Below are 22,235 nucleotides of genomic sequence, written 5' to 3'. Positions count from 1 at the left end.
ATCGCCTAAAAAATAGTCTCTGTCAGTGCCAAGGTCGAATGTTCAACACGCCCTATTATGGATTGGCTGTGAAGCATCAAAAATAGTCATTATTTTAACCGACATCATTCTGCTACTATAGCTTCCATTTTTATGGCTAAATTTTTTATGTGGCTAAAGATAAGACTTGGCGACTTATAGCAGCTGTCCTTAAAAGCGATTAGTCTATTCATCATTCTCTATCAGTAGCCTCTAGTTAATACTCCCACCATATCTCTGCGCATAATAAGGACTATTCATGTCAGAACAAAAATTAGATGATCACCTGCCTAAAGACGGTAATGAGTATTTATTTACCGATACTTTTCCAAAAGGTACAGGCAAAGGATTGATCGTCGTCGCTATAGCAGCAGTAGTCAGTCTAGTGATTTATAACATTCTGCCATTTGATATCAGTGCCAATAAAGGCTTGGCAATGTTGTTCTTCATCGGCGCGCTTTGGCTTACCGAAGCGGTCCACGTCACTATTACCGCCATACTGGTCGTGGTAATAGGAACGCTGATTGGCATTCCAGATTTTGATGCAAGAATTGGTTTGCAAAGCTTTGCCAACCCCATCATTTATTTGTTTTTTGGTGGTTTTGCTTTGGCAGCAGCACTGCACGTACAGCAATTAGACAAAAAGATTGCCCTAAAAATACTATCTATGTCAGGTGGTAAATTGGGTACCGCCGTGTTTTTGATATTTGGGGTGACGGCGTTTTTGTCGATGTGGATATCGAATACCGCAACTGCCGCGATGATGTTACCGTTAGCGCTAGGTATTTTAACCCAAGTAGATCGCGAAAAAGATCGTGGCACCTTTGTGTTCGTGTTATTAGGTATTGCTTATTCAGCCAGTCTTGGCGGATTAGGGACTATCGTAGGTTCACCGCCTAATGCTATCGCTGCCAAAGCTTTAGATATCGCTTTTATCGATTGGATGAAGTTTGGTATCCCGATGATGCTAGTGTTGTTACCTATCTTGCTGGGTGCGATGTACTTGGTACTCAAACCTAATCTCAATCGACAAGTCACTATTGCGCAAGATGAGGTTATTGAGTGGAATAAACCAAGAATAGTCACTATCATTGTTTTTGTTTTGACAGCGCTTAGCTGGATATTCTCCAAAAAAATAGGTGCAGCATTAGATATCTCTGATACAGATGCTGTGATTGCATTATCAGCCGCCGCCGCTGTGGTGAGCTTAGGGTTAGTATCTTGGAAGCAAGTCTCTGATAATACCGACTGGGGCGTGCTCATGTTATTCGGTGGCGGTATCGCGCTATCGACAGTGTTAAAAGTCTCTGGCGCCTCTTTAGTGCTAGGGGAAACCGTTGCTAGTGCTTTATCAGCGGCGCCGCTCATCCTAGTGATGATTGCTATTTCAGCTTTTATCATCTTTTTGACCGAATTTGCCTCCAATACGGCATCTGCTGCACTATTAGTCCCTGTGTTTGCAGCGATTGCTGAGCAGATGGGTATCCCAAGTGAAGTGTTAGTACTGGTAATCGGCATTGGTGCCTCGTGCGCCTTTATGCTACCTGTAGCCACGCCGCCGAATGCGATCGTATTTGGTACGGGGTTAATCAAACAATCTGAGATGATACGTACTGGCGTGGTTCTCAATATCATAGCTACAGTCATTATTGGACTATGGGCGTACTTCTTTTTACTTTAAGTGAGTCCTATCCAAAACAGCAATAACAACAAAGCCAAAACCTCACTGTTAATGTCATGACTTAGCAGTGAGGTTTTTTTATAGGTATACCGTTATAGACATACCGATAGTTGTTTCATTTTTAAAAGTATGTTGTGGCTATCTTTTTATAGGGTCATTACATCATTAATGCGGTTATTCCCTGCCAGCCAACGCGCAAACCCAGTCCCGTTAAAATCAGTAGAATAAGCTGACGAAAGCGCGCTTGCGGTAAATAACGACGTAAGCGAATCCCTACTAATAAGGCAACAACAGATACCGCACTGAGGATAGCTATCAATTGCCACTCACTCCCTGTCAGCGCCATAATAGGCTCACGCAAGACAATAATTTGCGCAATCTTCCCTAAGAAATAACACATATTGCCGACTTTGGCGATAGTGTCTTTATCATCGCTCGCTGACAATAAGTACATCATCAAAATAGTCGACATGGCATTCGTCGCGCCACCTATGATACCTGCGCTTAGACCTACGATAATGAGCATAGCCTTGGTATTTGGCAGACGTATTTGTTTGCCCAGCAGTGCCGTTATGACATAAAAACTTATCACCGCGGCCAGTAACAATAAGATGTAAGCGCTCTCCACCCATAGCAGCAGTTTTGCCCCTAGTAGACTGCCAAGCAAACTCATCAAAGCCAATAGCCAGTAACGTTTGCCATAATAAGTGAGGTTTTGCCAAACACTACGTCCCCCACCACTCAGCCAAGTCATGGCATTGAGTAGTAGTGAGGGAAAAATAACCAATACGATAGCGTGCGGCAAAGGGTAAAGACTCGCTAAAGCGGTAGTCGTCACCAAAGTCACGCCAAGCCCGCTAATACCATGCAGCAGCGACGCGAAGCCAAATATAGCTAATAAAAGTAGCGTCTGTGTGTGCTCATCAGCCACCATTGCGCTCACCTGTTAAACTTGTATGGCATAACTGCGCTTGACTGCGCTTGCACGACTGCCTTTATTAGTGCGAAAAACCATTAGCGCTTTGCCAAGGTCTGACCTATCAAAGTGGTCAATTGCTCTGCGATTTTGTCTTTGCTGGCTTTATCGAGCACTACTGCGTTCTGCTCATAGGCTTTAGCGAAAAACACTTGCATGGCATTATCATCGCTTGCAAAGCCGATATCAGCGCGCGAGACATCATTACAAGCAATCATGTCTAAATCTTTGGCCGCAAGCTTACCGCGTGCGTAGCGCTCAACGTCTTGGGTTTCCGCGGCAAAGCCAACCACAAACAGCTCTGGGTGTGCCAAAGAAATTGTCGCTAAAATGTCTGGGTTTTTGACCAGATCGAGGCTCATAGCGTCCTGAGTCTTTTTGATTTTTTGCGGCGCAGCATCGCGAGTCCGATAGTCAGCAACGGCGGCAGTCGCGATAAAGATATCTGCCGGTTTAGTGAGACGACTTTCTTCGATATAGCTATCCGTATCCTCACAACCACAGCAGTCGTCATGCTCGTGGTCATGGCTATGATGCTCGTCAAACGCTAAGGCTGGCAGAGCTTGTAAGGCGCTATGTGTGCCATCGACACATTGCTGCGCGGCGCTCAGCATTTGCTCGGCTGACAGCACATCGATGCGCGTGACACCCGTCGGCGTCGGCAGACTCACCTTACCACCGACGATTAGCACCACCTCCGCGCCAGCATCACGGCAGGCATTAGCTAGTGCAAAACCCATCTTGCCAGAAGAGTGATTGGACAAATAGCGCACCGGATCTATCGCCTCAACCGTTGGCCCTGCGGTAATCACCACTCGCCTGCCCGTTAAACTCTGTTCAATAGACTGCTGCTTATAAAACAGTTGCACCTCGCTCAATAGCTGCTCAGGCTCAGGCAAGCGCCCAGCACCGACATCACCGCAGGCCTGCTCGCCGCTCGCTGGCATAATGATATGATAATTCATATCACGCAAAGTCTGCACATTAAGACTCACCGCCGGATGCGCCCACATTTGCTGATTCATTGCCGGAGCAACCATGACAGGCGCGCTAGTCGCTAGACAAACGGTAGTAAGCAAATCATCGGCCATGCCCATCGCCAGTCGCGCTAGAGTATTGGCAGAAGCGGGCGCGATAATGAGTAAGTCGGCCCACTTGGCCAGCTCGATATGCCCCATACCCGCCTCAGCGTCTTCATCAAGTAGTGAGGTATGCACCTCATTACCCGTTAAAGCTTGCAAGGTAAGCGGGGTAATAAAAGCTTGCGCCCCTGTGGTCATAATGACGCGCACTTCAAACCCTGCTTTGATCAATAAGCGGGCAAAAAAAGCAGATTTATAAGCGGCGACACCGCCGGTGATAGCGAGTAGAACGTTTGACATAAGCATGACATCGATAGGTAATAAAGAAAAGAAAAGATAAAATTTGCGCTTATAGTAACAAGTATGAGATAAGTTAGGTAAGGTTTTATAGTGCTATCGCTAGCTTAGCCATTTTTTATAAAAAACCATGACTAGCTTTGTGAATGAATCAATCAAAAACCGCGCTCAAAACCCCTCTATAACTCTTAGCCAAGAAAGGATGAATAATGGCGATCAAGGATTGGCACGAAGATGATAGACCAAGAGAAAAGCTACTAAAATTTGGCGCAAGTCATCTCTCTGACGCTGAGATACTAGCGATATTTTTGCGCACCGGTACTCAGTCGCAGTCGGCTATTGAGCTGGCAAGGTATTTGATCGATGAGTTTGGCTCGCTTGCCGAGCTGTTAGCCGCGCCAAAAGAGGTCGTTCTTGCCTGCCATGGCATCGGCCCTGCCAAGTATGCCCAGATACTCGCATCGCTTGAGATGGGCACGCGCTACTTAGACAGTAAGCTTAAAACCGGACAGGGACTTGGGCGCTCACAAGTGGTCAAAGACTATATTAGTACGCAATTACGCGGCGAGCACCGAGAAGTCTTTGCCGTCTTGTGTTTAGATAATGCCTTGAGTCTGCTGAACTTTGAGATACTATTTACCGGCGGTATCTCCTCGTGCTCGGTCTGCATCAAACACGTACTTCGCCACGCACTCACTCACGCCGCTAGTCAGTTGATAATCGCTCACAACCATCCTCATACCGATTCTAAGCCTTCAGCCGCGGATAATATACTCACTTATGAGCTCAAAAAAGCGTGCGACTTGTTAGATTTGTCTTTAGTCGATCACATCATCGTTGGCCGCAATGATACGCTGTCTTATGCCGAACAAGGCCTAGCCCCTTTCGCTTGAATATTGATTATCTTGAGTAGGTATTATAGAAGTTATCAGCTGATGCTTATACTATAACTGAGGATATAAAAACACATCTGCAAAAAATACAGTCTAATAGTGTGATGAGGTCATTATCACTAAGTGACTATCATACTTTCTTTATTTTATACCTCCTCACTCCCTAGCAATGGATACATATTCTCGACATAGAACAGCATTTTTATCCTTGATACTTATCAGGTATTATTTCATATTGGAAGATAAAATTATATTACTGTGTTATTGCAGGCTGAAAGTGTTATCACTAGATTTCTGTTGCAATGATTGCAGCTTTTAACGTTATATAGAGATGCACCTACTGGTGACTACCATAATTTTATAACGACTCTTTATTTATAACACCACCTTTAGTTTTACTAGCGCTTGTTAAGGAGACCATCATGGCGATTGGTTTATTTGTTTTGGCAATACTTATTCAGTTAGCCGTGATTTTGGCCATCTTTTTAATGTCGTTGTCGAGGGTGACTGGCAGTATTGTCGCTATTGTGACGGTAGTAGTCACTGCCTTTATCAGTCCGTGGTCGCTTATCTTAGGGGTGCCGATTGCCCTACTATGCCTAGTACTTCTTATTACTCCTATCCGCCAAGCGCTTATTACTAAGCCTGTCTACAAGACTTTAGGCGGGGCTATGCCGAGCATGAGCGATACTGAGCGCGAAGCACTCGATGCCGGAACGAGCTGGTGGGAAAAAGAGCTGTTTATGGGCGCGCCTGATTGGAATACCTTTGCTGAGTACCCTTATCCTAAGCTGTCTGCTGAGGAGCAAAGCTTTATCGATAATGAAGTCGAACAGCTTTGCGCGATGATTGATGAGTGGCAGATTCAGCACGAAGATAAGGACTTATCCCCTGAGACTTGGCAATTTATCAAAGATAATGGCTTTTTGGGTTTAATTATTCCTAAAGAATTCGGTGGTCTAGAGTTTAGCTCTTACGCACAAAGCCTTGTGATGAGCAAGATTGCCTCACGCTCGCCTACCGCAGCGGTCAGCTGTATGGTGCCAAACTCGCTCGGTCCAGGTGAGCTGCTCATGCATTATGGTACAGACGAGCAAAAGCAGCGCTGGTTACCGGGGCTCGCCAGTGGTGAGGAGATTCCTTGCTTTGGTTTGACAGGACCAGAAGCCGGCTCAGATGCAGGCGCTATCCCTGATACGGGTGTGGTCTGTTATGGCAATCATGAGGGCGAGCAAGTCCTTGGCCTTCGCATGAATTTCTCTAAGCGCTGGATCACGCTAGCGCCTATTGCCACAGTGGTCGGTCTAGCCTTTAAGATGTACGATCCAGAAGGTCTACTTGGCGATGCCGATAAGACAGATTATGGCATTACTTGTGCGCTAGTGCCTGCCAGTCACGAAGGCGTCATTACCGGCCCTCGTCACAATCCTGGTGGCTCGCCCTTTATGAATGGTACGGTCGATGGCACTGATGTCTTTATTCCACTAGATTACATCATCGGCGGGGTCGAAAACGCAGGACGCGGTTGGCGCATGCTGATGGAGTGCTTAGGCGTAGGCCGCGGTATCTCCTTGCCGGCGCTCTCGACCTCAGCAAGCGAGATGACTTATCTGTCGGTCGGTGCTTTTGCTAAGGTGCGCGAGCAGTTTAAAATCTCAGTCGGTAAGTTTGAAGGCGTACAAGATGCGACAAGCCGGATGGCAAGCCAAACTTATATGCTTGAAGCTTTTCGCCATCTAGTAACTTGTGGTCTTAATCAAGGAGGTACGCCATCAGTGATGACAGCTATGGCAAAATACTATGCCACAGAGACCATGCGTGAAGTGGTCAATGATGGTATGGATGTCTTGGGTGGCCGCGGTATTCAGATGGGCCCACGCAACTTCTTATCGACCCCTTATCAGGCTATTCCTGTCTCCGTTACCGTTGAAGGCGCGAATATCTTGACGCGCTCATTGATGATATTTGGTCAAGGCGCGATGCGCTGTCACCCCTATCTATTTGATGAACTACAACTGCTCCAAAGCGAAGACAAGCAAAGCGCGGTAAAAGAGTTTGATACTTTGTTTTTTAAACATTTAGGCTATACCTTTAATCGCGGTGCCCGTGCCTTTGTGGCAGGTTATGTCGGTGGTAGTAGTAAAGCGCCAAGCTTTGCCGATGCCTTTACACGCCCTTACTACAAGCACATTAACCGCTTGAGTGCGAGCTTTGCGCTGACCGCAGACATGGCATTAGGGCTACTGGCAGGGGATCTGAAGCGTAAAGAGATGCTCTCTGGCCGCCTAGCAGACATTCATAGTCATCTATTTATTGCTACGGCTATTTTGCAGTTCTATGAGAATGGCACCAAATCTGAAGCTGAGCGCTTGCATGCCAAGGTCGCTTTACAAGACAGCTTATATACTATCCAAGAAGCTTTTGTCTCTTTATTTGCCAACTTCCCCAACCGCATAGCAGCAAATGTAGTTGGCTTTGTCACCTTCCCTAGCGGCCGTATCTTTACGCCGACAAGCGATGAGCTCAAAGTGAAGCTTGGTGATACCTTTATGGATGATTTTGAAGCTAACCCATTCCGCGATTATCTCAAAACTATGGTCTATTACAGTACCGACCCTGAGGATCCTAATGGACGCATGGAAAATGCGTATCAGACATTACTTGAAGTTGAGCCATTATGGCAAAAATTTAAAAAAGCGGAGCACAAAGGTGAGTTTGCGGGTTTAACCTTTGAAGACCATGTGGTACAAGCCAGTCAAAATGGCGATATCACTGAAAGTGAAGCGGAGCAATTAATCCGCTATAACGGCATTCGCTACGATTCCTTATTGACAGATGTTTTTGATGAGCACTTACAGCACGCTCAAGAGCGTGATAATCCTCATAGTCTAGAGAACGCGGTGCATAAGCTTACCGATTACGCACAGCTCAATAGTAATGCTGCGGCTAAAAACACACCATCACCCGCTCACGATGAAGCGGCAACTGGTTTTCATGAGCAGACTGGTGATGCCAATCCTAATCATGGCTATGAAGAAGATGGTGATGTGGAGATGCGTAGCGAGCAAGATACTGTTAGAGAAACTACTGAGCAAACCGACTTTACGCAAGCCCATCCTGAAGAAGAGGCGCTTAAACATCGTCATCGCGATGCAGAGACAACGCTGAATGAGCGTATGAGCTATAATCACCGTCGTGGGGATGATCTAAACAACAATGCTCCAAACAACAATGACCAGCATAGTAACGACACGGCTTCTATTCAGGACTCGTTCCGCGAAGCGGACAATACGATAGAGACTACAAATATGCCGGAGGCCATAAATAAGCCTGCTGAGACTCGTGATCATGAGATAAGCGGCGCTGAAACTGACACATGGCAAGATGGTCTACGTCGTAGTGAAAGTGATGAAAGCGATAAGGTCTAGCCAGACGCTAATAATCTAGCCAGACATTGATAAATAGTTGCTTAAGTCTAGAATCAAAAACTTCAGTCTAAAATAGGCTGAAGTTTTTGTTTGCGATAGAGTCAAACTAATAAGAAAACCCAAAAGCATGACAAAGTCTGCTAAATTTATCTAAAGCATTTGTATATCAGGCGCTTTTTATCCGCACTGGACAGTATTTGCCAGCACACTATAGTTTCTAAAGCTTGACTCCTGTTTTTAGGACAACAACAGCAAATTTTGTCTTTGAGTAGAGTCTAGAAAATAAAAATTTTGCTTATTCGTATTGTTTTATAATGATATTTAGTGCATTAAATTTTTTATATTGAGAGATTTGTGAGAAACTAAAGCAAACTATTTGTCATCTTATAAAATATAAGTAGAACGATCTAAGTTGACGGTATCAATTGAACACATGAGGATGATATGGCAGTAAAAAGATTTAAAGCATTTCTTGAGCTCGAGGCGTCAGGCGGCATTGTATTAGCGCTGGCAGCTATCGTGGCGATGATTATTGCCAATAGCCCTCTTAGTACTTGGTACGAATCCTTTATTCATGCGCCAGTCGCTATTCAGATAGGTAGCTTTGCGATTGCCAAAGATGCCCATCATTGGATTAATGATGGTTTGATGGCGATTTTCTTTTTTTTAGTCGGTCTTGAGCTCAAACGTGAAGTACTCATCGGTGAGCTCTCTAACGTCAAACAAATCATCCTGCCAGCCGGTGCCGCTATCGGTGGTATGATCTTCCCAGCCATCGTGTATATGGCCTTTAACTATGACGAGCCTGAATTTTGGGCAGGTTGGGCTATTCCAGCGGCGACGGATATTGCCTTTGCCCTTGGTATCTTAAGCTTACTTGGCAGCCGAGTCCCTAACTCACTAAAAGTGTTTTTAGTATCGATTGCTATTTTCGATGATATTGGCGCTATTTTAATCATTGCGTTATTTTATACCAATGAATTATCACTCAGCTCGCTCGCTTTTGCAGCGCTTTGTCTACCGGTTCTATATCTTCTTAACCGCCGCAACGTGACTACTATCACCCCTTATATCCTCGTTGGGGTGATTATGTGGATCGCGGTACTAAAGTCTGGTATTCATGCCACTTTAGCTGGGGTGGTATTGGCATTATTTATTCCGATGTTTGATCGCACAGATCCTGAGCACTCCCCGCTCGAAGAGCTTGAGCACGATCTACAAAACACCGTGTCTTTTGGTATTTTACCTATATTTGCTTTTGCCAACTCTGGTATCTCGCTCAAAGGAGCAGGGTTTGCTGAGCTATTCCATTCTGTGCCACTTGGCATTGCCGCAGGTTTATTTGTCGGTAAGCAAATTGGTGTGATGCTCGCTTGCTGGTTAATCTTCAAACTTGGTATCTCAAAAATGCCAAGCGGTATGAACTTCCAGCAGATTTATGGTGCCGCGCTATTATGCGGTGTTGGTTTTACCATGAGTTTATTTATCGGCGGTCTTGCCTTTGGCGGCGGCTCGCCATTATTCGATGAGCGCTTAGGTATTATCATGGGCTCCATTGTCTCAGGTGTCGCCGGTTACCTTATGCTCAAAGCCACTCTCAAAGATAACGTTAGCAGCACCTCAGTGGACCTAACGCGTCATTAATACTGTTGCGCCGTGCAGTGATAGACTACTTGCAGTAATGGACGATAGGGCGTTTAAGCATTATTGAATAAAGCCTATTAAAGGAAGCTTACTATGCTGTTATCTAGGCTGTTATCTAGACTGATTTTAGTAACTGTTAGTAGTAGTGCTCTGTTACTTGCAAGCTGTGCGACGTTGTCAGTGGAAGAGTGCATGGTCGGTAACTGGCAAGCTATCGGCTACAATGACGGCGTGGCAGGCTATCCTCCTAGTAGGCTTGCTGCGCATTCAAAAGCTTGCGCTAAAGCCAATGTCGCCGCTGATTATGAATCTTGGGAGCGTGGTCGTCAGTTAGGTCTTAAGCAGTACTGTACTGTGAATAATGCCTACAATATCGGTCGTCGTGGTCTTGAGCTAAACCGTGTTTGTCCAGCTAGTAGCACCATGAGACTACAACAAGCCAATCAGCAAGGCCGCGAATATTACCGTTTGAATAAACAGCTTAACGATGACAGAGCGCTACTAGAAGAATACGAGGCAGACTATACTAAGCTGCGTGCTGGGCAAATGCTCGATTTTGAAGACGAAAAAGAAGCGCGCCGCTATCTGTTATCGCTACCGGCAAAACTGCGAAGACTCGAACGCGAGATAATCTACACTGAAAGACAGCTTAGCCGCTTAAACTATGTCCATCGCGACTAACTACGATTAGCTTGTTATCTAGTCTTATCCGCGTGCACAAAGCAGCTGTTATAAAGCGCTGATGAAGCCGTCTGTATCTTGAGAGCAGTAACGTCACTGCTATAATAAAGGCAAGAGATCCTCGCAAAACGGTGCTACAGATATGGCTAACTATAACGGTATACAGACAGGCAGCTATCAGCGTCATGGTCGTAGCACTGCTATCGATGACCATAGCGATTTGCAAGTACTCAAGCGCATTAGACGCTATTTATTGCCAAAAGACTTTCAGATTGATCCGAAGTTATTGGCTGAGATTGTCGAGGGTTACGACATCGGTGATCCTCTAGTCGATCAATTGGCTGCTGATAATATTCGCTTTGCTAAGCCTTTACAGCAGCTCATCTTGCCAGCGAATACGGCTCATACTCAGCCAGATGCTAAGCGAGCGGCGAACGATAGCATAGATGACGACATCCTCGCCCATCCCGCTTTTATCACTCTAACTGAGCAATTTAGCGCTCATCCTGACTGGTTTGATCCTAAGCTGGCAGAGATCGGCGCTATCGCCTATCGCCGCTATCCGCTGATGCTAATATGGCTACTGCGTAATGTTGCGCTAATGGCAGGTTATAGTATTCCGGCGCTGTCTTTACCGCTGATTCAGACTGGGGCATTAATGCACGATGCACTGCCGCGTTTGATGCGTACTTACGCCTATATTTTGGCGGTCTCTGAGCATCCACAGCTAAACGATTCTGCTCAAAATAAAGCGCCTCTCTCGCAAGTATTAGCGATTGGCTCTGAGGGCTGGCGTCAGTCCATTCAGGTGCGGCAAATCCATACCTTAGTGCGGCAAAAACTGCTCACCGGTAAACTCACTGCAGCGGATGGCGTGATTAGCACAAGCGCTCAGCATCATAATTCTGATGGCAGCTGGAATAGCGACTATTGGGGTCTGCCGATCAATCAGACCGATATGATTGCAACTCATCTACAATTCTCGTTACTGATTATGCGCGGGCTGCGGCTGTTAGGCGCGCGTATCAGTAGCGAAGAAGCTCGCGGCATTCTGCATTTATGGAATTTGGCCAGCTACTGGATGGGCGTGGATTTAGCGCGTTTACCGCAGACGGAAGCGGCGTGCTGGGAGTGGCTGTATACTTATTTGTCCATTCAGCAGCTTGATTTTAAGATGGGACAACCCTTAGCCAAAGCGCTGCACGACTTACCGCGTCAGCTCATGGGCGAAGATAATCGCAAAGGCCGGTTTGTGGAGATGGTCAATGCCAGTGTCACTCGCACCTTAGTCGGTGATGATATCGGTGATGGACTACAGCTGCCCAAATCGAAAATTCGTTTTGGCGTATTAACCTCAGTACCGATTTTGTTTGCGCTTGATACGGCACGCCAGCACAACAGCACTATGGCGGCGAAGCTTGAGCAGTTCCGCGCTGAGCGCCAAGATAATATGAACTGGTGGCTGAAAAAAAACGACCGTTATTATAAAGAATCATAACTAAAGAGTCATAACGAAGGTTTAACTAGGGCGTGTCCCTATTTCAAAAATGATGATGAAAATGAGATAAATCGCAGGCAAACAAGGAAAATAGCGAAGGTAATATCAAGATATTGACCAGCTATTTGACACCGTTTGCCAAAGATTTAGCCATTTTTAGCCCATTTAGTCATAAACGCTTGAATTAGGGACACGCCCTAGGCTGTAGAGTAGCGCATATCGTTAGCGGTCTAACTCAACTCCTGAGTCTTTTAGACGATAATACCACTCAAGCTGACGATCAAATCCGGTCTCTAGTAAGTTGGCGATGACCTTGCCGGTTAGTCCCCAAACGGTCTCGCCATCGACCTCCCAGCTTGGCGTGAGTATCGTTGCCGTTTGCTCAAGCATCGTATACTCTATGGCATACTCGGTTGTCGGCTGAGTGATCAGCGTTTCAAAGTCCGCCCAAAAAATGCGCGATATCTCGCCGATCTCAGGGATCAAGGGCAGGTCTGGCGCGATAAGTGCTACGATAGGACGGACACTCATCCCACTCTTTGAGGTCTGAATCGGCAGCTGACCGAGAAGCTGGACTTTATTAGGTAGCAGCGCAGTCTCCTCATAAGCTTCACGTAGCGCAGTGACCACGTTATTACCATCACCTAGCTCATACTTACCGCCTGCACAGGATACCTCTCCTGCGTGGCTTTTCATGTGCGCTGCGCGGCGAGTCAGTAGCAATTTCGGCCTGCGCTCACGAGTAATCGCTACGAGTACGGAGGCATCAGCGATAGGGGTCTGATATAAGCTCTGTAACACTCGCTCGTTATAGGTTTTGTCGTAGAGGTTATAAGCAGAGGCGCTCACTAAAGTATCAGACGACGTGTCTGGTGACGTCTTCAGCGTTCGTTGTTGCACGCGCTCAGCCAATTGTCTAAGCTTAGGATGACGAATAAAGGCAGGCCGTGCTACGGTTAGCTCATCAAAGCTCTCAAACTCATGAATTACTGTCATTATTACTGCCTATTTTTATCATCAGTCCTGTATATGGGATCATCTTAGCATGTCAGTAGTGCCAAGTTGATGACTGCGTAGGCCAATTTAGCTGCCCTGCACCTCCAGCCATCTGTAGCGCATACCATTTATAATATATGGCATCAATGACGGACTACATTTCCTGCTTTATTCTCTATATAGTGTTTTTTTGTTCTTGAATAGGAGCATTATGATATCGCTCCCTGCTAATACTAAAAACTATGCTATCTTAGGGCTCTGCAAGCTGAAACGTTAAAGGCTTGTTAGCTAAAAATTTCTAGGTTCTCAATTAAATAAGGCAGCTGTTATGCAATATTGTCTCGAGTGTGGTCATGAAGCCGAGCGCAAAATCCCCCCTACGGATAATATGCCGCGCTTAGTCTGTCCTAACTGTAACTACATTCACTACGAAAACCCTAAGATGATCTGCGGGTCGCTAGTGATTTATGAAGACAAAGTGCTCTTATGTCGCCGTGCTATCGAGCCGCAATATGGCCTTTGGACGTTGCCAGCAGGTTTTATGGAAAATGGTGAAACCATGGCAGAAGGCGCGGCGCGCGAGAGCTTTGAGGAAGCCGATGCAGTGGTCATTAACCCGCAGCTTTATTGTCTTTATGATATCCCTGATATCGGTCAGATCTATGTGATTTACTTAAACGATCTAAAAGACGGCGCTTATGGTATTGGCTCTGAGAGCTTAGATAGCGCGCTATTTAAAGAAGAAGATATCCCGTGGGATGAGATCGCTTTTGAGGCGGTGAGACGCACACTCAACAACTACTTCGCTGATCGTAAGCAGTTCGATAAGCGTGAAGACTTCCCGATTCATCAAGATCAGATTGCCAAAGACAAAAGCATTAAGCGTTATTAACACTTAATTGTAATAGCTTATCGCTTAACGCAAAAAAGCCAAGCATCGTGCTTGGCTTTTCTTCTTTTCAAATATCAGTAACGGCTAACTGTTAATTTTACAAACCTTAAAGCCTAACTCTTTTACGCTGTCCTCTTTATCATAAGGCGCTAGCACCGCACGCACGTGCTGTTGGCCTTGCAGGTACTGCTTAGCCACACGCTGTATATCTTCAATAGTCACCGCCAGAATAGCGGCGCGCATCTTACGCTGCCAGTCCTCGCCGCGATTATGTAGATTGGCAAAGCAAGCCTTAATCGCCTCCCCTGCTGGCGAGCCGGGCTTATCCATACCCGATATGATGCCCAGTATCGCCTCTTCTAGCTGCTCAGCGCTTTGCGGCTCACTCAGTAACCACTCGATACTGGCCTCAAAGTGCGCAAAAGTCTCAGCGCAGTGCGGGTCGCGGTAGCTGAAAAACTTAAAGGCACAAGCATTAGCATCATAGCCGGCGCCGCCGCCATAAGCGCCGCCGCGCTCACGAATGGCGCTATGCAAGTAGCCATTACGTAAATAAGGCGCAAGCACCATAAGCGCTGCTGTATCTGGATGGTCAGCAGCAGGTACGCTATAAGCGCTGGCGTTGTGATAGACGTTAGTCGCAACCAGCCAAGCTAAGTCCTCAGCGATAGGGTCACTCTCCAGCGCCTTGACAGCATCTGGCTCGCCGTCTAGCGCTGGATCTAATTCAAGCTGAGTAAACTCGCTTGGGATATTCTCCTCTATCTGCTTAGCATTTGCTGTGGATGACTTAACGTCCTGCCAGCTATCTACAATCAGATCGCTTAAGCGCTCGGTTTGCTCGGCCTCACAGATGATAACGGCGTGCTTAGGCAGGCTCAGCAAGCGCTGATGCAGCGCCATCAAGCTAGTAGCCAGCTCATCCCATTTGTTATCGTCATCACTTGCATGGGCTAAGAAGTCTTTTAGGGCATTAAGCGCGGGCAGACCGCTACGGACATACTCTAGCTGCGCTTGACGGCTCATCGCTCGGCTCGCCGTTTGTAATGCGTAGGCATGGCCTGCACTGGCCAGACGCGACTGCCAACTGGCCTGACGCTGCTGCAAAATCTCCTTGATACGGTCATGCTCTTCAAAGACACTATGCTGCATCACCTCTTTTAGCAAGTCTATCGCTTCCGTCTTACGGTTCAATGCGCGAGTTGCCACCACAAAGTAGCTGCTAATCGCATGACTGTCATCGATAGCAGTACGTTGGCTGATACGGGCGGTCACGCCTGATGAGTGCGCCGCCTGCTTCGCTTGCATCTCATAAGCGTCAAGCTCATCTGTACCGAGCTCTGAGAGTAAGCTTAGATAAATCGGCAGCAGCGGATGATTAATCACCTCGTTCACTGGCAGGTTGCTCGTATCCTGATTGCCAATCGCATCAGTCAACGGCACAATCACTTGATAATAATACAAGCCATTAGTGCCTGCCTCGTATTCAAACAAAGTGCTGTCCTGTCCGCTAAGCATTACTTGCTTTTGCGTGCCTTGCTTAAAACTAATATCGGTTGGTACATCTTCTAAGCCCACTTTAGGTAATAAGCTTAGATCATCAGGCGCAGCTTGACGCGCCGCTAGATCTAGCGCTTGCTTTTCAAGGATTGCCTTATCATCTTCGGTCAAATCCATAGCGATAGTATCAAGGCGCACTTGCTCAGCGGCAGCTAGGCGCGCTGATTTTTCGCTATCAGGAACCAAAGTCACGCGCACTCGGTGATTATTATCGAGTAGATGCGTTTTAATCAAATTAGGCAGCCACTGCTCATCTTTTACTTGTTCGCGTAGCCAAGCCAAGTGCTCATCGACCTCCCACACGTCGATAGGATTGCCGTCGTGAATAGCGGTGCTAAAGCCTTCTAACATCAAGTTTAGACCATAAGGCATACTATCGCCGCCGATATGACGCTGGTCAATCTCGATCTGATGCAGTATTGTCTCGATAGTATCAGAATCGATAGGCGTGCTTGCGACATCAGCAAGCAAGTCCATAATGCCTTGCTCCACCGCCTCAGCATGTTCAGGCTCAGAGCCGCGCAGACCAGTATAAAACACCATTTCATAATGGCTATCGTCCAGACCTAGTAGCGGACTGGGTGACGTGCCTAGTGGATGACTATCTAGATAAGCCCGTAGTGGCGAGCCGGCATGCTCGATCAGCACCCCTTCGAGTAAACGCAGTGCCAAGCGCTGCTTAGGGTTAGTAATCGAAGGCAGTAGCCAAGCGAGGACATGGTGAGTCTGATTAGGACCGGCTTCGTCGGCAGTATAAGTATCGACAGCACTAATCGGTGCTGACAGACGCACTTCTGGACGCGAAACGTGTTTTTTGCCCGCGGCGAACTGAGTTAACGCATCATCATGAATCCGCGCTTGCGTCTCAGAGACCGGAATATTACCAAAGCTCATGATGACACTGTTTGCTGGATGATAATGGCTTTGATGAAACGCCACCAGCTCATTATGAGTCAAGTCAGGAATATCTGCAGGATCACCGCCTGAGTTATAGTGATAAGTCGTCGTTGGGAACAGATGATGGGCAACAGTATGATAGAGCTGATCGATCTCGCCGCTCATCGCCCCTTTCATCTCATTAAAGACAATGCCCTTAAACTGCGGTTTATCGTCCTCATCTAATTCAACGCGAATACCTTCTTGCGCAAAATCTAGCGGATGAATATTTGGGAAAAAAGCAGCATCGAGATAGACTTCGAGCAAATTAAAATAATCGTTTTTATTTTGCGTGGCATAAGGATACGCGGTCCAATCGGCCGCTGTCATCGCATTCATAAAGGTATTTAACGAGCGCTTAATCATCGAAAAGAACGGGTCGCGCACTGGGAATTTCTCGGAGCCGCACAGCGCGACATGCTCGAGCACATGCGCTTCACCCTTGGAGTCCATTGGCTGCGTACGAAAGCCCACCAAAAAAGCATTCTCACTACTAGGATGCGCTAAGTGATAGTGCATAGCGCTCGTTTTGACGTGTTGGCTGATGATGACGTCAATAGAGAGTGCTTCGATGTGACGATGCTCGATAAGCTCAAATGCCGGATGCAGAGTAAGATCCGCTGTAAATGTATCAGTCATAAATATCCTTGTGGCCTATTATTTTGCTCTTTGGTTCGGTGTCTAACTAGTCAGTGCTTTCGATGAAAAGTGTGTTAAGACGTTTATTAAAAAGTATCGTTGCTGCTAGATGGGGCTAGTGGTTTGATAAGTCAAGCTACAAGCGCTAACGCCCATAACTAGATTGACGTGATAAGTCTTAACTTTATAGCGCTATTCATAACCACAATTAAATTATGGATTTTACTTAACAAAGCTCAGCGCTACTGCTACTATGAATGAAAGGATGTTAATAAAGGAGTCTACTATGGGTTACCAACATATCTTATTAGTCACCGACTTGCTATCGGATGCCGACATCGTCGCGCAAAGAGCGAAACGCGTGCTTGCCGGCTCGCCTGAGGCAAAATTATCAGTACTACACATCGTTGAAGACGATATGGTGCGCTTCGGTTATGAGCTGGTACCCGCGTCGAGCCTATCTGGCGAAACAGATGGCGAGCACTGGCAAGAAGCCAGAGCAAAACTGGCACAATTTCTTGATCGTAATGGGCTTAATGCGGTCAACTCTGAGGTTACAGCGGCGATCTCTAACGACCAAGGCATCGTCAACTACTGCAATAACAAGAACGTTGACCTGCTCATTATCGGACGCCATGAGCGCCGAGGTATCGCGGCTTGGTTAGTCGGCGCGACTGCAGACAATATCTTGCCTAATGCGCCTTGTGATAGCTTAGTCGTCAAGCTCGATCAGCCAGTAGCGACTTAACAGCGCCTATCAGTAGTGCTATAGTAGATATCATCAGCCACAAGGAAGACTTTATGAGTTATCAACATATTTTATTAGTTACTGACCTTTTACCAGATGCTGATATCGTGGCCCAAAAAGCTAAGCATATCGTCTCTAACCGCCCGAACTCTAAGTTATCGGTACTACATATCGTAAAAGACACCATGGTTGGCTTCGGCTATGAGCTGGTGCCAGCGTCTAGTCTCTACGATGAGATCGATGATGAACGTTGCCAAGAGGCACGCGCTAAGCTAGCGCAGTTTTTGGATCGCAATGAGCTAAATGTAGTCAACTCGCAAGTGACTACCGCTATCTCTAGCAGCGAAGGTATCGTTAATTATTGTCACAAACACGAAGTCGATTTATTAGTCATAGGTCGACATGAGCGCCACGGTATCGTTGCTTGGCTGAGCGGTGCCACCGCTGATAACATCTTGCCTAATGTACCTTGCGATAGCTTAGTGGTTCGGCTTGATAAACCAGATTAATCAAGCGTCATTCTATCCGTTTATTCGCATTTAAATCGAAAGACTAACTCTCAAACAAAAGCGCTGTGTAGCTACTATATATGACTACTATGTATAGCTGCTACACAGCGCTTTTTGCTGGCGCGATAAAGATTGCGCTAAAGGTATAACGCTGCATTTACTGAATAATATCAATAAAGGTCTGCCAAATCGGGCTTTGATGCCGGGCTTTGTGCCAAACTAGCCACCACGTCCTTCTTAGATCTATTCCCTTAATTTTGACAGGTACTAGACTTGCCTCCGCAAGCTCTTTTTCGATGACGTGCTGCGAGAGACAGCCCAGTCCTATATCGGCGTTGACCATATTTTTTATCGCTTCTGACTGCGCGATGGCCCGAACCACCTCCGCACCGGGTAGATACTGCAATAACTGCTCATCAATGATTTGACGAGTGCCTGAGCCTGCTTCTCGCACGAGTAAGGGCAGCTTTGAGAGCTGCTCGGTGGTCAGCTCATAACCGCCGCCCGCTTCGTTATAATTACTCAATCCTTTTAGCCACCGGCTATCACGCTTGGCGAAGACCATCAAAGTGTCAGTACGCCAAGCGCGCTGCTCTAGCACTTTGCTATCGCTCGGCCTTGGCATACCTTCTACAAGCGCGATGTCGATATTAAGCTGTTCAATCTCGCTGATGACTTCGCGCGTATTGGCGATATACAGCTCGATGCTGGCTTTGGGCAGCGCTTCATATACCTGAGCCACGAGCTCGGGCAACACATAATTGCCGATAGTAGTACTCGCGCCAATATGCAACTGACCGGCTTGATGCTTATGATAATGCTCAAGGGTAAGCGCTTGTCCTAATATAGCCTGTGCTTGTACGTAAACGGCTTGGGCATTGCGATGAGGATTGAGGTTACGGCCTACCCGCTCAAATAGCGGCATCTGTAGGCGCTCTTCTAACGCGGCCAAAGCACTACTGACCGCTGACTGCGACAAGTGCAGCTGCTCGCTAGCACGGCTTGTACTGCCCGTCTGATAAATACTGACAAAGACCGCTAGCTGTTTTAGGGTAATCTTTGGCAGTGTCTGGCTAGATTTGTCCGTCAAAATAAGCGTCCTGTAACGAGTGAGTCATTGATAGATAGAGACAAGCAAACCTATAGGTATCCAAGCTTTTCGCTTTCTTTTACCCAAAAAATCGATAATTCCTATCTCATCAATCTGTTTTTATTATATATGAGCTTTACTTATAATATCCATACATAAGCTAATGCCTGTCAAAACTATTAATAATTACGATGGCAACGCCTTAAAGCAACCTCAATAACAGCAGTCAATAAGCAAAAAAAACGCCCGTTAGGATCTCAATATGCCCTCTTTTATACAAGCCATAACTGATTATATGCCTCGGACTCGGCATCTAGCAGGGCTGATCGCCGTGCTCATCGGTAGCTTGTTTTGCTTATGGCTAAATACGAGCTTGGACGTCTGGAGTCACGGGCGCATTATAGGCTTGTCTTCGTTAACCCTTGCTATCTTGCTTGGAATGATACTGGGTAATACTATCTATCCCAAGTTCGCGCCAAGTTTGGCAGCTGGCGTTGGTTTTGCCAAAGGACAAATCTTGCGCTTAGCGATTATGTTTTATGGTTTCAAATTGACTTTGACAGAAGTGGCTGGCGTTGGTATGCCAGCGGTATTAAGCGACACGTTAGTGCTGAGCTCCACCTTTTTATTAACCTATTGGATCGGTACTAAGCTGTTAAAAGTCGATAAAGAGACGACGTTGCTCATTGGTTCTGGCGCAAGTATCTGCGGGGCGGCGGCGGTTATTGCCGCGGAGCCTGTCATCAAAGCTGAAGCGCACAAAGTTACTATTGCGGTGGCAACCGTTGTCGTTTTCGGTACGATTGCCATGCTGCTGTATCCCTTTCTCTATCATCTCGGCTGGCTACAAGTGTGGCTGTCACCGCAAGATTATGGCATCTATACCGGCTCTACCATTCATGAAGTGGCGCAAGTCGTCGTCGCGGGCAACACCATCAGCGCAGAGGTTGGCGATACGGCAGTGGTGACTAAGATGATCCGCGTGATGATGCTTGCACCATTTTTATTGATTTTGTCCTTTCTGCTCACCAAAAGCGGTAATGGCAAAGGAGAAAAACTACCCGTTATGAGCCGAGTCAAGCAAGTCAAAGTACCTTGGTTTGCTTTCATTTTTATCTTAATCGTGCTGCTGCATACTTGGCTGAATATGTCAGATAGCTTTGAGAGTACTATGGTCCTGCTCGATGATGTACTGCTGACTATGGCAATGTTTGCGTTAGGACTCACCACGCATCTCAGTGCGATCAAGCAAGCAGGCTCTAAGCCGCTTATTTTAGGCGCGATTATGTTTGGCTGGTTACTCCTTGGCGGTGGTCTGATTAATATCGGTATTAGCTTTATCTAATAGTTAGCTGATATTAATACGAAAGAAAAAAACCTACGCTAAGCATCATCTTAGCGTAGGTTTTTTTATGTCTATCACTACCGGCGGATTATGCTTTGCATGCAACCCATAAGAGGGATAGCTCTCGACAGCCAAACCTCAAACGGCAGGCATAAAAAAACGAACCCTAAGGTTCGCTTTTCTTACATCTATTTATCTAATAGCTTGTCAGTAAAAAGACAACTTAGATAGCAACGATGTTGTGTGCTTGTGGGCCTTTTTGGCCTTGAGTTACAGTGAACTCAACTTCTTGGCCTTCAGCCAAAGTTTTGAAACCAGAACCAGAGATTTCGCTGTAATGAGCAAAAACGTCTGCGCCGTTTTCTGGAGCGATAAAACCAAAGCCTTTAGCTTCGTTGAACCACTTAACTGTACCTTTTTGAACGTCTGACATGTTGATAATCCTACTTTTTAATTTATTGATGGTCTCATTGACCGGTAACGCTTGCAAATAGCTACTGACGATAAATATTAAAACGAAGGATTATAACTAATACTACGAGGTAATGATTTGTGCAGAACTGCTCTTAAGCTTGTGCGTATTATAAAAGGCTTATCGTACTATCGCAAGTGATATATGGCTTTTTGTGTAACTGGTTACAAATCAGCGTTTTTTTGCGCTAACTTATTGGTTTATTGAGCATTTGGCAAGCGAAAAAGGTAAATAGCAACCCCTGTACAGACCACTGCGACAAGCCACGCTATCCAAATCAAACCCTCAGGCAAGCGATAAAACAGCATAGCTGTCGATATCGCCATCATGATGGTCGCAAGCCACTTAGCATAAAGCGGTACTGCATGATTTTCTTCCCAATCACGGACGTACTTGCCGAAGTATTTATGATTAATCAGCCAAAAATGAAAGCGTCTTGAGCTGCGCGCCCAGCACCCTGCTGCCAACAGTATAAAAGGTGCGGTCGGCATCACTGGTAACAATACGCCAATGATACCCAGCACAAAAAACAACCAGCCTAGTATCACAAACGTCCAGCGCACCGTTGGGCTGTTAGACTGATTGGTCTTGGGACGATAATAAAAGGCTTTTTTGTCGGTCATATTGATTACATCAATGCTAGTGGGCGTTTAAGAGCTATTTTTATAAAAAAATAATCATGCAATAAAGACTCATTTGGCTCAATATTGTTTTTGCGTTTTTATGTGGTTATTTCATGTCTAGCGGTCTGCCTCTACCATCTGCCTATAAAAAAACCACTAATAGCAAAGGCTAAAGTGGTTTTTTCTTAAGTGGTTTTTTCTTAAGTGGTTTTTTCTTAAGTGGTTTT

General features: G+C 46.3%; 16 protein-coding genes and 1 pseudogene. 10 read left to right on the top strand and 7 right to left on the bottom strand.

From position 1 onward, the window contains the following. The first annotated feature begins 277 nt into the window (after positions 1–277). A complete protein-coding gene (locus I3248_RS07200) occupies positions 278–1,699 on the top strand; it encodes a DASS family sodium-coupled anion symporter (protein WP_238063118.1) in 1,422 nt (473 codons plus the stop codon). A 157-nt stretch (positions 1,700–1,856) separates the two neighbouring features. Here I3248_RS07200 and I3248_RS07195 read toward each other — a convergent pair whose 3' ends face one another. After that, positions 1,857–2,633, bottom strand: a complete 777-nt coding sequence (locus I3248_RS07195) for a TSUP family transporter (protein ID WP_037058804.1) — start codon at positions 2,631–2,633, stop codon at positions 1,857–1,859. Between the two features lie 80 nt (positions 2,634–2,713). Beyond that, a complete protein-coding gene (coaBC, locus tag I3248_RS07190; protein WP_238063117.1) occupies positions 2,714–4,057 on the bottom strand; it encodes a bifunctional phosphopantothenoylcysteine decarboxylase/phosphopantothenate--cysteine ligase CoaBC in 1,344 nt (447 codons plus the stop codon). Between the two features lie 206 nt (positions 4,058–4,263). Between coaBC and radC the strand changes: the two genes are divergently transcribed. The 5 genes and pseudogenes from radC to I3248_RS07165 all read left to right on the top strand — a co-directional run bounded on the left by radC (position 4,264) and on the right by I3248_RS07165 (position 12,198). Then, entirely contained in the window at positions 4,264–4,947 is a 684-nt protein-coding gene (radC, locus tag I3248_RS07185) for a DNA repair protein RadC (RefSeq protein WP_025644814.1), read from the top strand. Between the two features lie 422 nt (positions 4,948–5,369). Further along, positions 5,370–7,832 (top strand): annotated as a pseudogene (locus I3248_RS07180) (acyl-CoA dehydrogenase); the annotation flags it as partial. 987 nt (positions 7,833–8,819) lie between these two features. Beyond that, on the top strand, positions 8,820–10,019 hold the full coding sequence (gene nhaA, locus I3248_RS07175) for a Na+/H+ antiporter NhaA (protein ID WP_238063115.1): 1,200 nt from the start codon (positions 8,820–8,822) through the stop codon (positions 10,017–10,019). A gap of 93 nt (positions 10,020–10,112) precedes the next feature. Then, entirely contained in the window at positions 10,113–10,700 is a 588-nt protein-coding gene (locus tag I3248_RS07170; RefSeq protein WP_051397398.1) for a DUF2799 domain-containing protein, read from the top strand. 142 nt (positions 10,701–10,842) lie between these two features. Next, positions 10,843–12,198, top strand: coding sequence for an oxygenase MpaB family protein (locus I3248_RS07165; protein WP_238063114.1), 1,356 nt, complete (start codon positions 10,843–10,845; stop codon positions 12,196–12,198). A gap of 222 nt (positions 12,199–12,420) precedes the next feature. Here the strand turns inward: I3248_RS07165 and I3248_RS07160 are convergent, their stop codons facing one another. After that, positions 12,421–13,194: a CoA pyrophosphatase gene (locus I3248_RS07160; protein WP_238063113.1), complete on the bottom strand. Its 774-nt coding sequence runs from the start codon at positions 13,192–13,194 to the stop codon at positions 12,421–12,423. 328 nt (positions 13,195–13,522) lie between these two features. Between I3248_RS07160 and I3248_RS07155 the strand changes: the two genes are divergently transcribed. Further along, positions 13,523–14,086 carry an NUDIX hydrolase gene (locus I3248_RS07155; protein ID WP_025644830.1) on the top strand — a complete coding sequence of 188 codons (564 nt, stop codon included), beginning with the start codon at positions 13,523–13,525 and terminating at the stop codon, positions 14,084–14,086. Between the two features lie 84 nt (positions 14,087–14,170). Here the strand turns inward: I3248_RS07155 and I3248_RS07150 are convergent, their stop codons facing one another. Further along, complete coding sequence (locus tag I3248_RS07150; protein WP_238063112.1) at positions 14,171–17,221, bottom strand: insulinase family protein; 3,051 nt, start codon at positions 17,219–17,221, stop codon at positions 14,171–14,173. A gap of 286 nt (positions 17,222–17,507) precedes the next feature. Here I3248_RS07150 and I3248_RS07145 point away from each other — a divergent pair, with 286 nt between their 5' ends. Continuing rightward, positions 17,508–17,969 (top strand): universal stress protein, encoded by a 462-nt coding sequence (locus I3248_RS07145; RefSeq protein WP_238063111.1) that lies wholly within the window; start codon positions 17,508–17,510, stop codon positions 17,967–17,969. Positions 17,970–18,022: 53 nt separating this feature from the next. Then, positions 18,023–18,478: a universal stress protein gene (locus I3248_RS07140; RefSeq protein WP_025644836.1), complete on the top strand. Its 456-nt coding sequence runs from the start codon at positions 18,023–18,025 to the stop codon at positions 18,476–18,478. Between the two features lie 157 nt (positions 18,479–18,635). Here the strand turns inward: I3248_RS07140 and I3248_RS07135 are convergent, their stop codons facing one another. Then, positions 18,636–19,568, bottom strand: a complete 933-nt coding sequence (locus I3248_RS07135) for a LysR substrate-binding domain-containing protein (protein ID WP_037058811.1) — start codon at positions 19,566–19,568, stop codon at positions 18,636–18,638. Between the two features lie 262 nt (positions 19,569–19,830). On the opposite strand from I3248_RS07135, the gene I3248_RS07130 reads away from it, so the two are divergent. Further along, the gene (locus I3248_RS07130) at positions 19,831–20,913 is read left to right on the top strand and encodes a YeiH family protein (RefSeq protein ID WP_238063110.1); all 1,083 of its coding nucleotides are present in this window, start codon (positions 19,831–19,833) and stop codon (positions 20,911–20,913) included. A 223-nt stretch (positions 20,914–21,136) separates the two neighbouring features. Here the strand turns inward: I3248_RS07130 and I3248_RS07125 are convergent, their stop codons facing one another. Both I3248_RS07125 and I3248_RS07120 read right to left on the bottom strand, forming a co-directional pair. Next, positions 21,137–21,346, bottom strand: coding sequence for a cold-shock protein (locus tag I3248_RS07125; protein WP_025644841.1), 210 nt, complete (start codon positions 21,344–21,346; stop codon positions 21,137–21,139). Positions 21,347–21,585: 239 nt separating this feature from the next. Further along, positions 21,586–22,008 (bottom strand): YbaN family protein, encoded by a 423-nt coding sequence (locus tag I3248_RS07120; protein ID WP_238063109.1) that lies wholly within the window; start codon positions 22,006–22,008, stop codon positions 21,586–21,588. Positions 22,009–22,235 lie beyond the last annotated feature (227 nt).

The sequence above is a fragment of the Psychrobacter sp. Ps3 genome (genome assembly GCF_022129275.1).
Lineage (GTDB): Bacteria > Pseudomonadota > Gammaproteobacteria > Pseudomonadales > Moraxellaceae > Psychrobacter > Psychrobacter submarinus.
The sequence above is the reverse complement of the archived record's forward strand: the minus strand, read 5'-3'. Positions and strand labels throughout refer to the sequence as shown.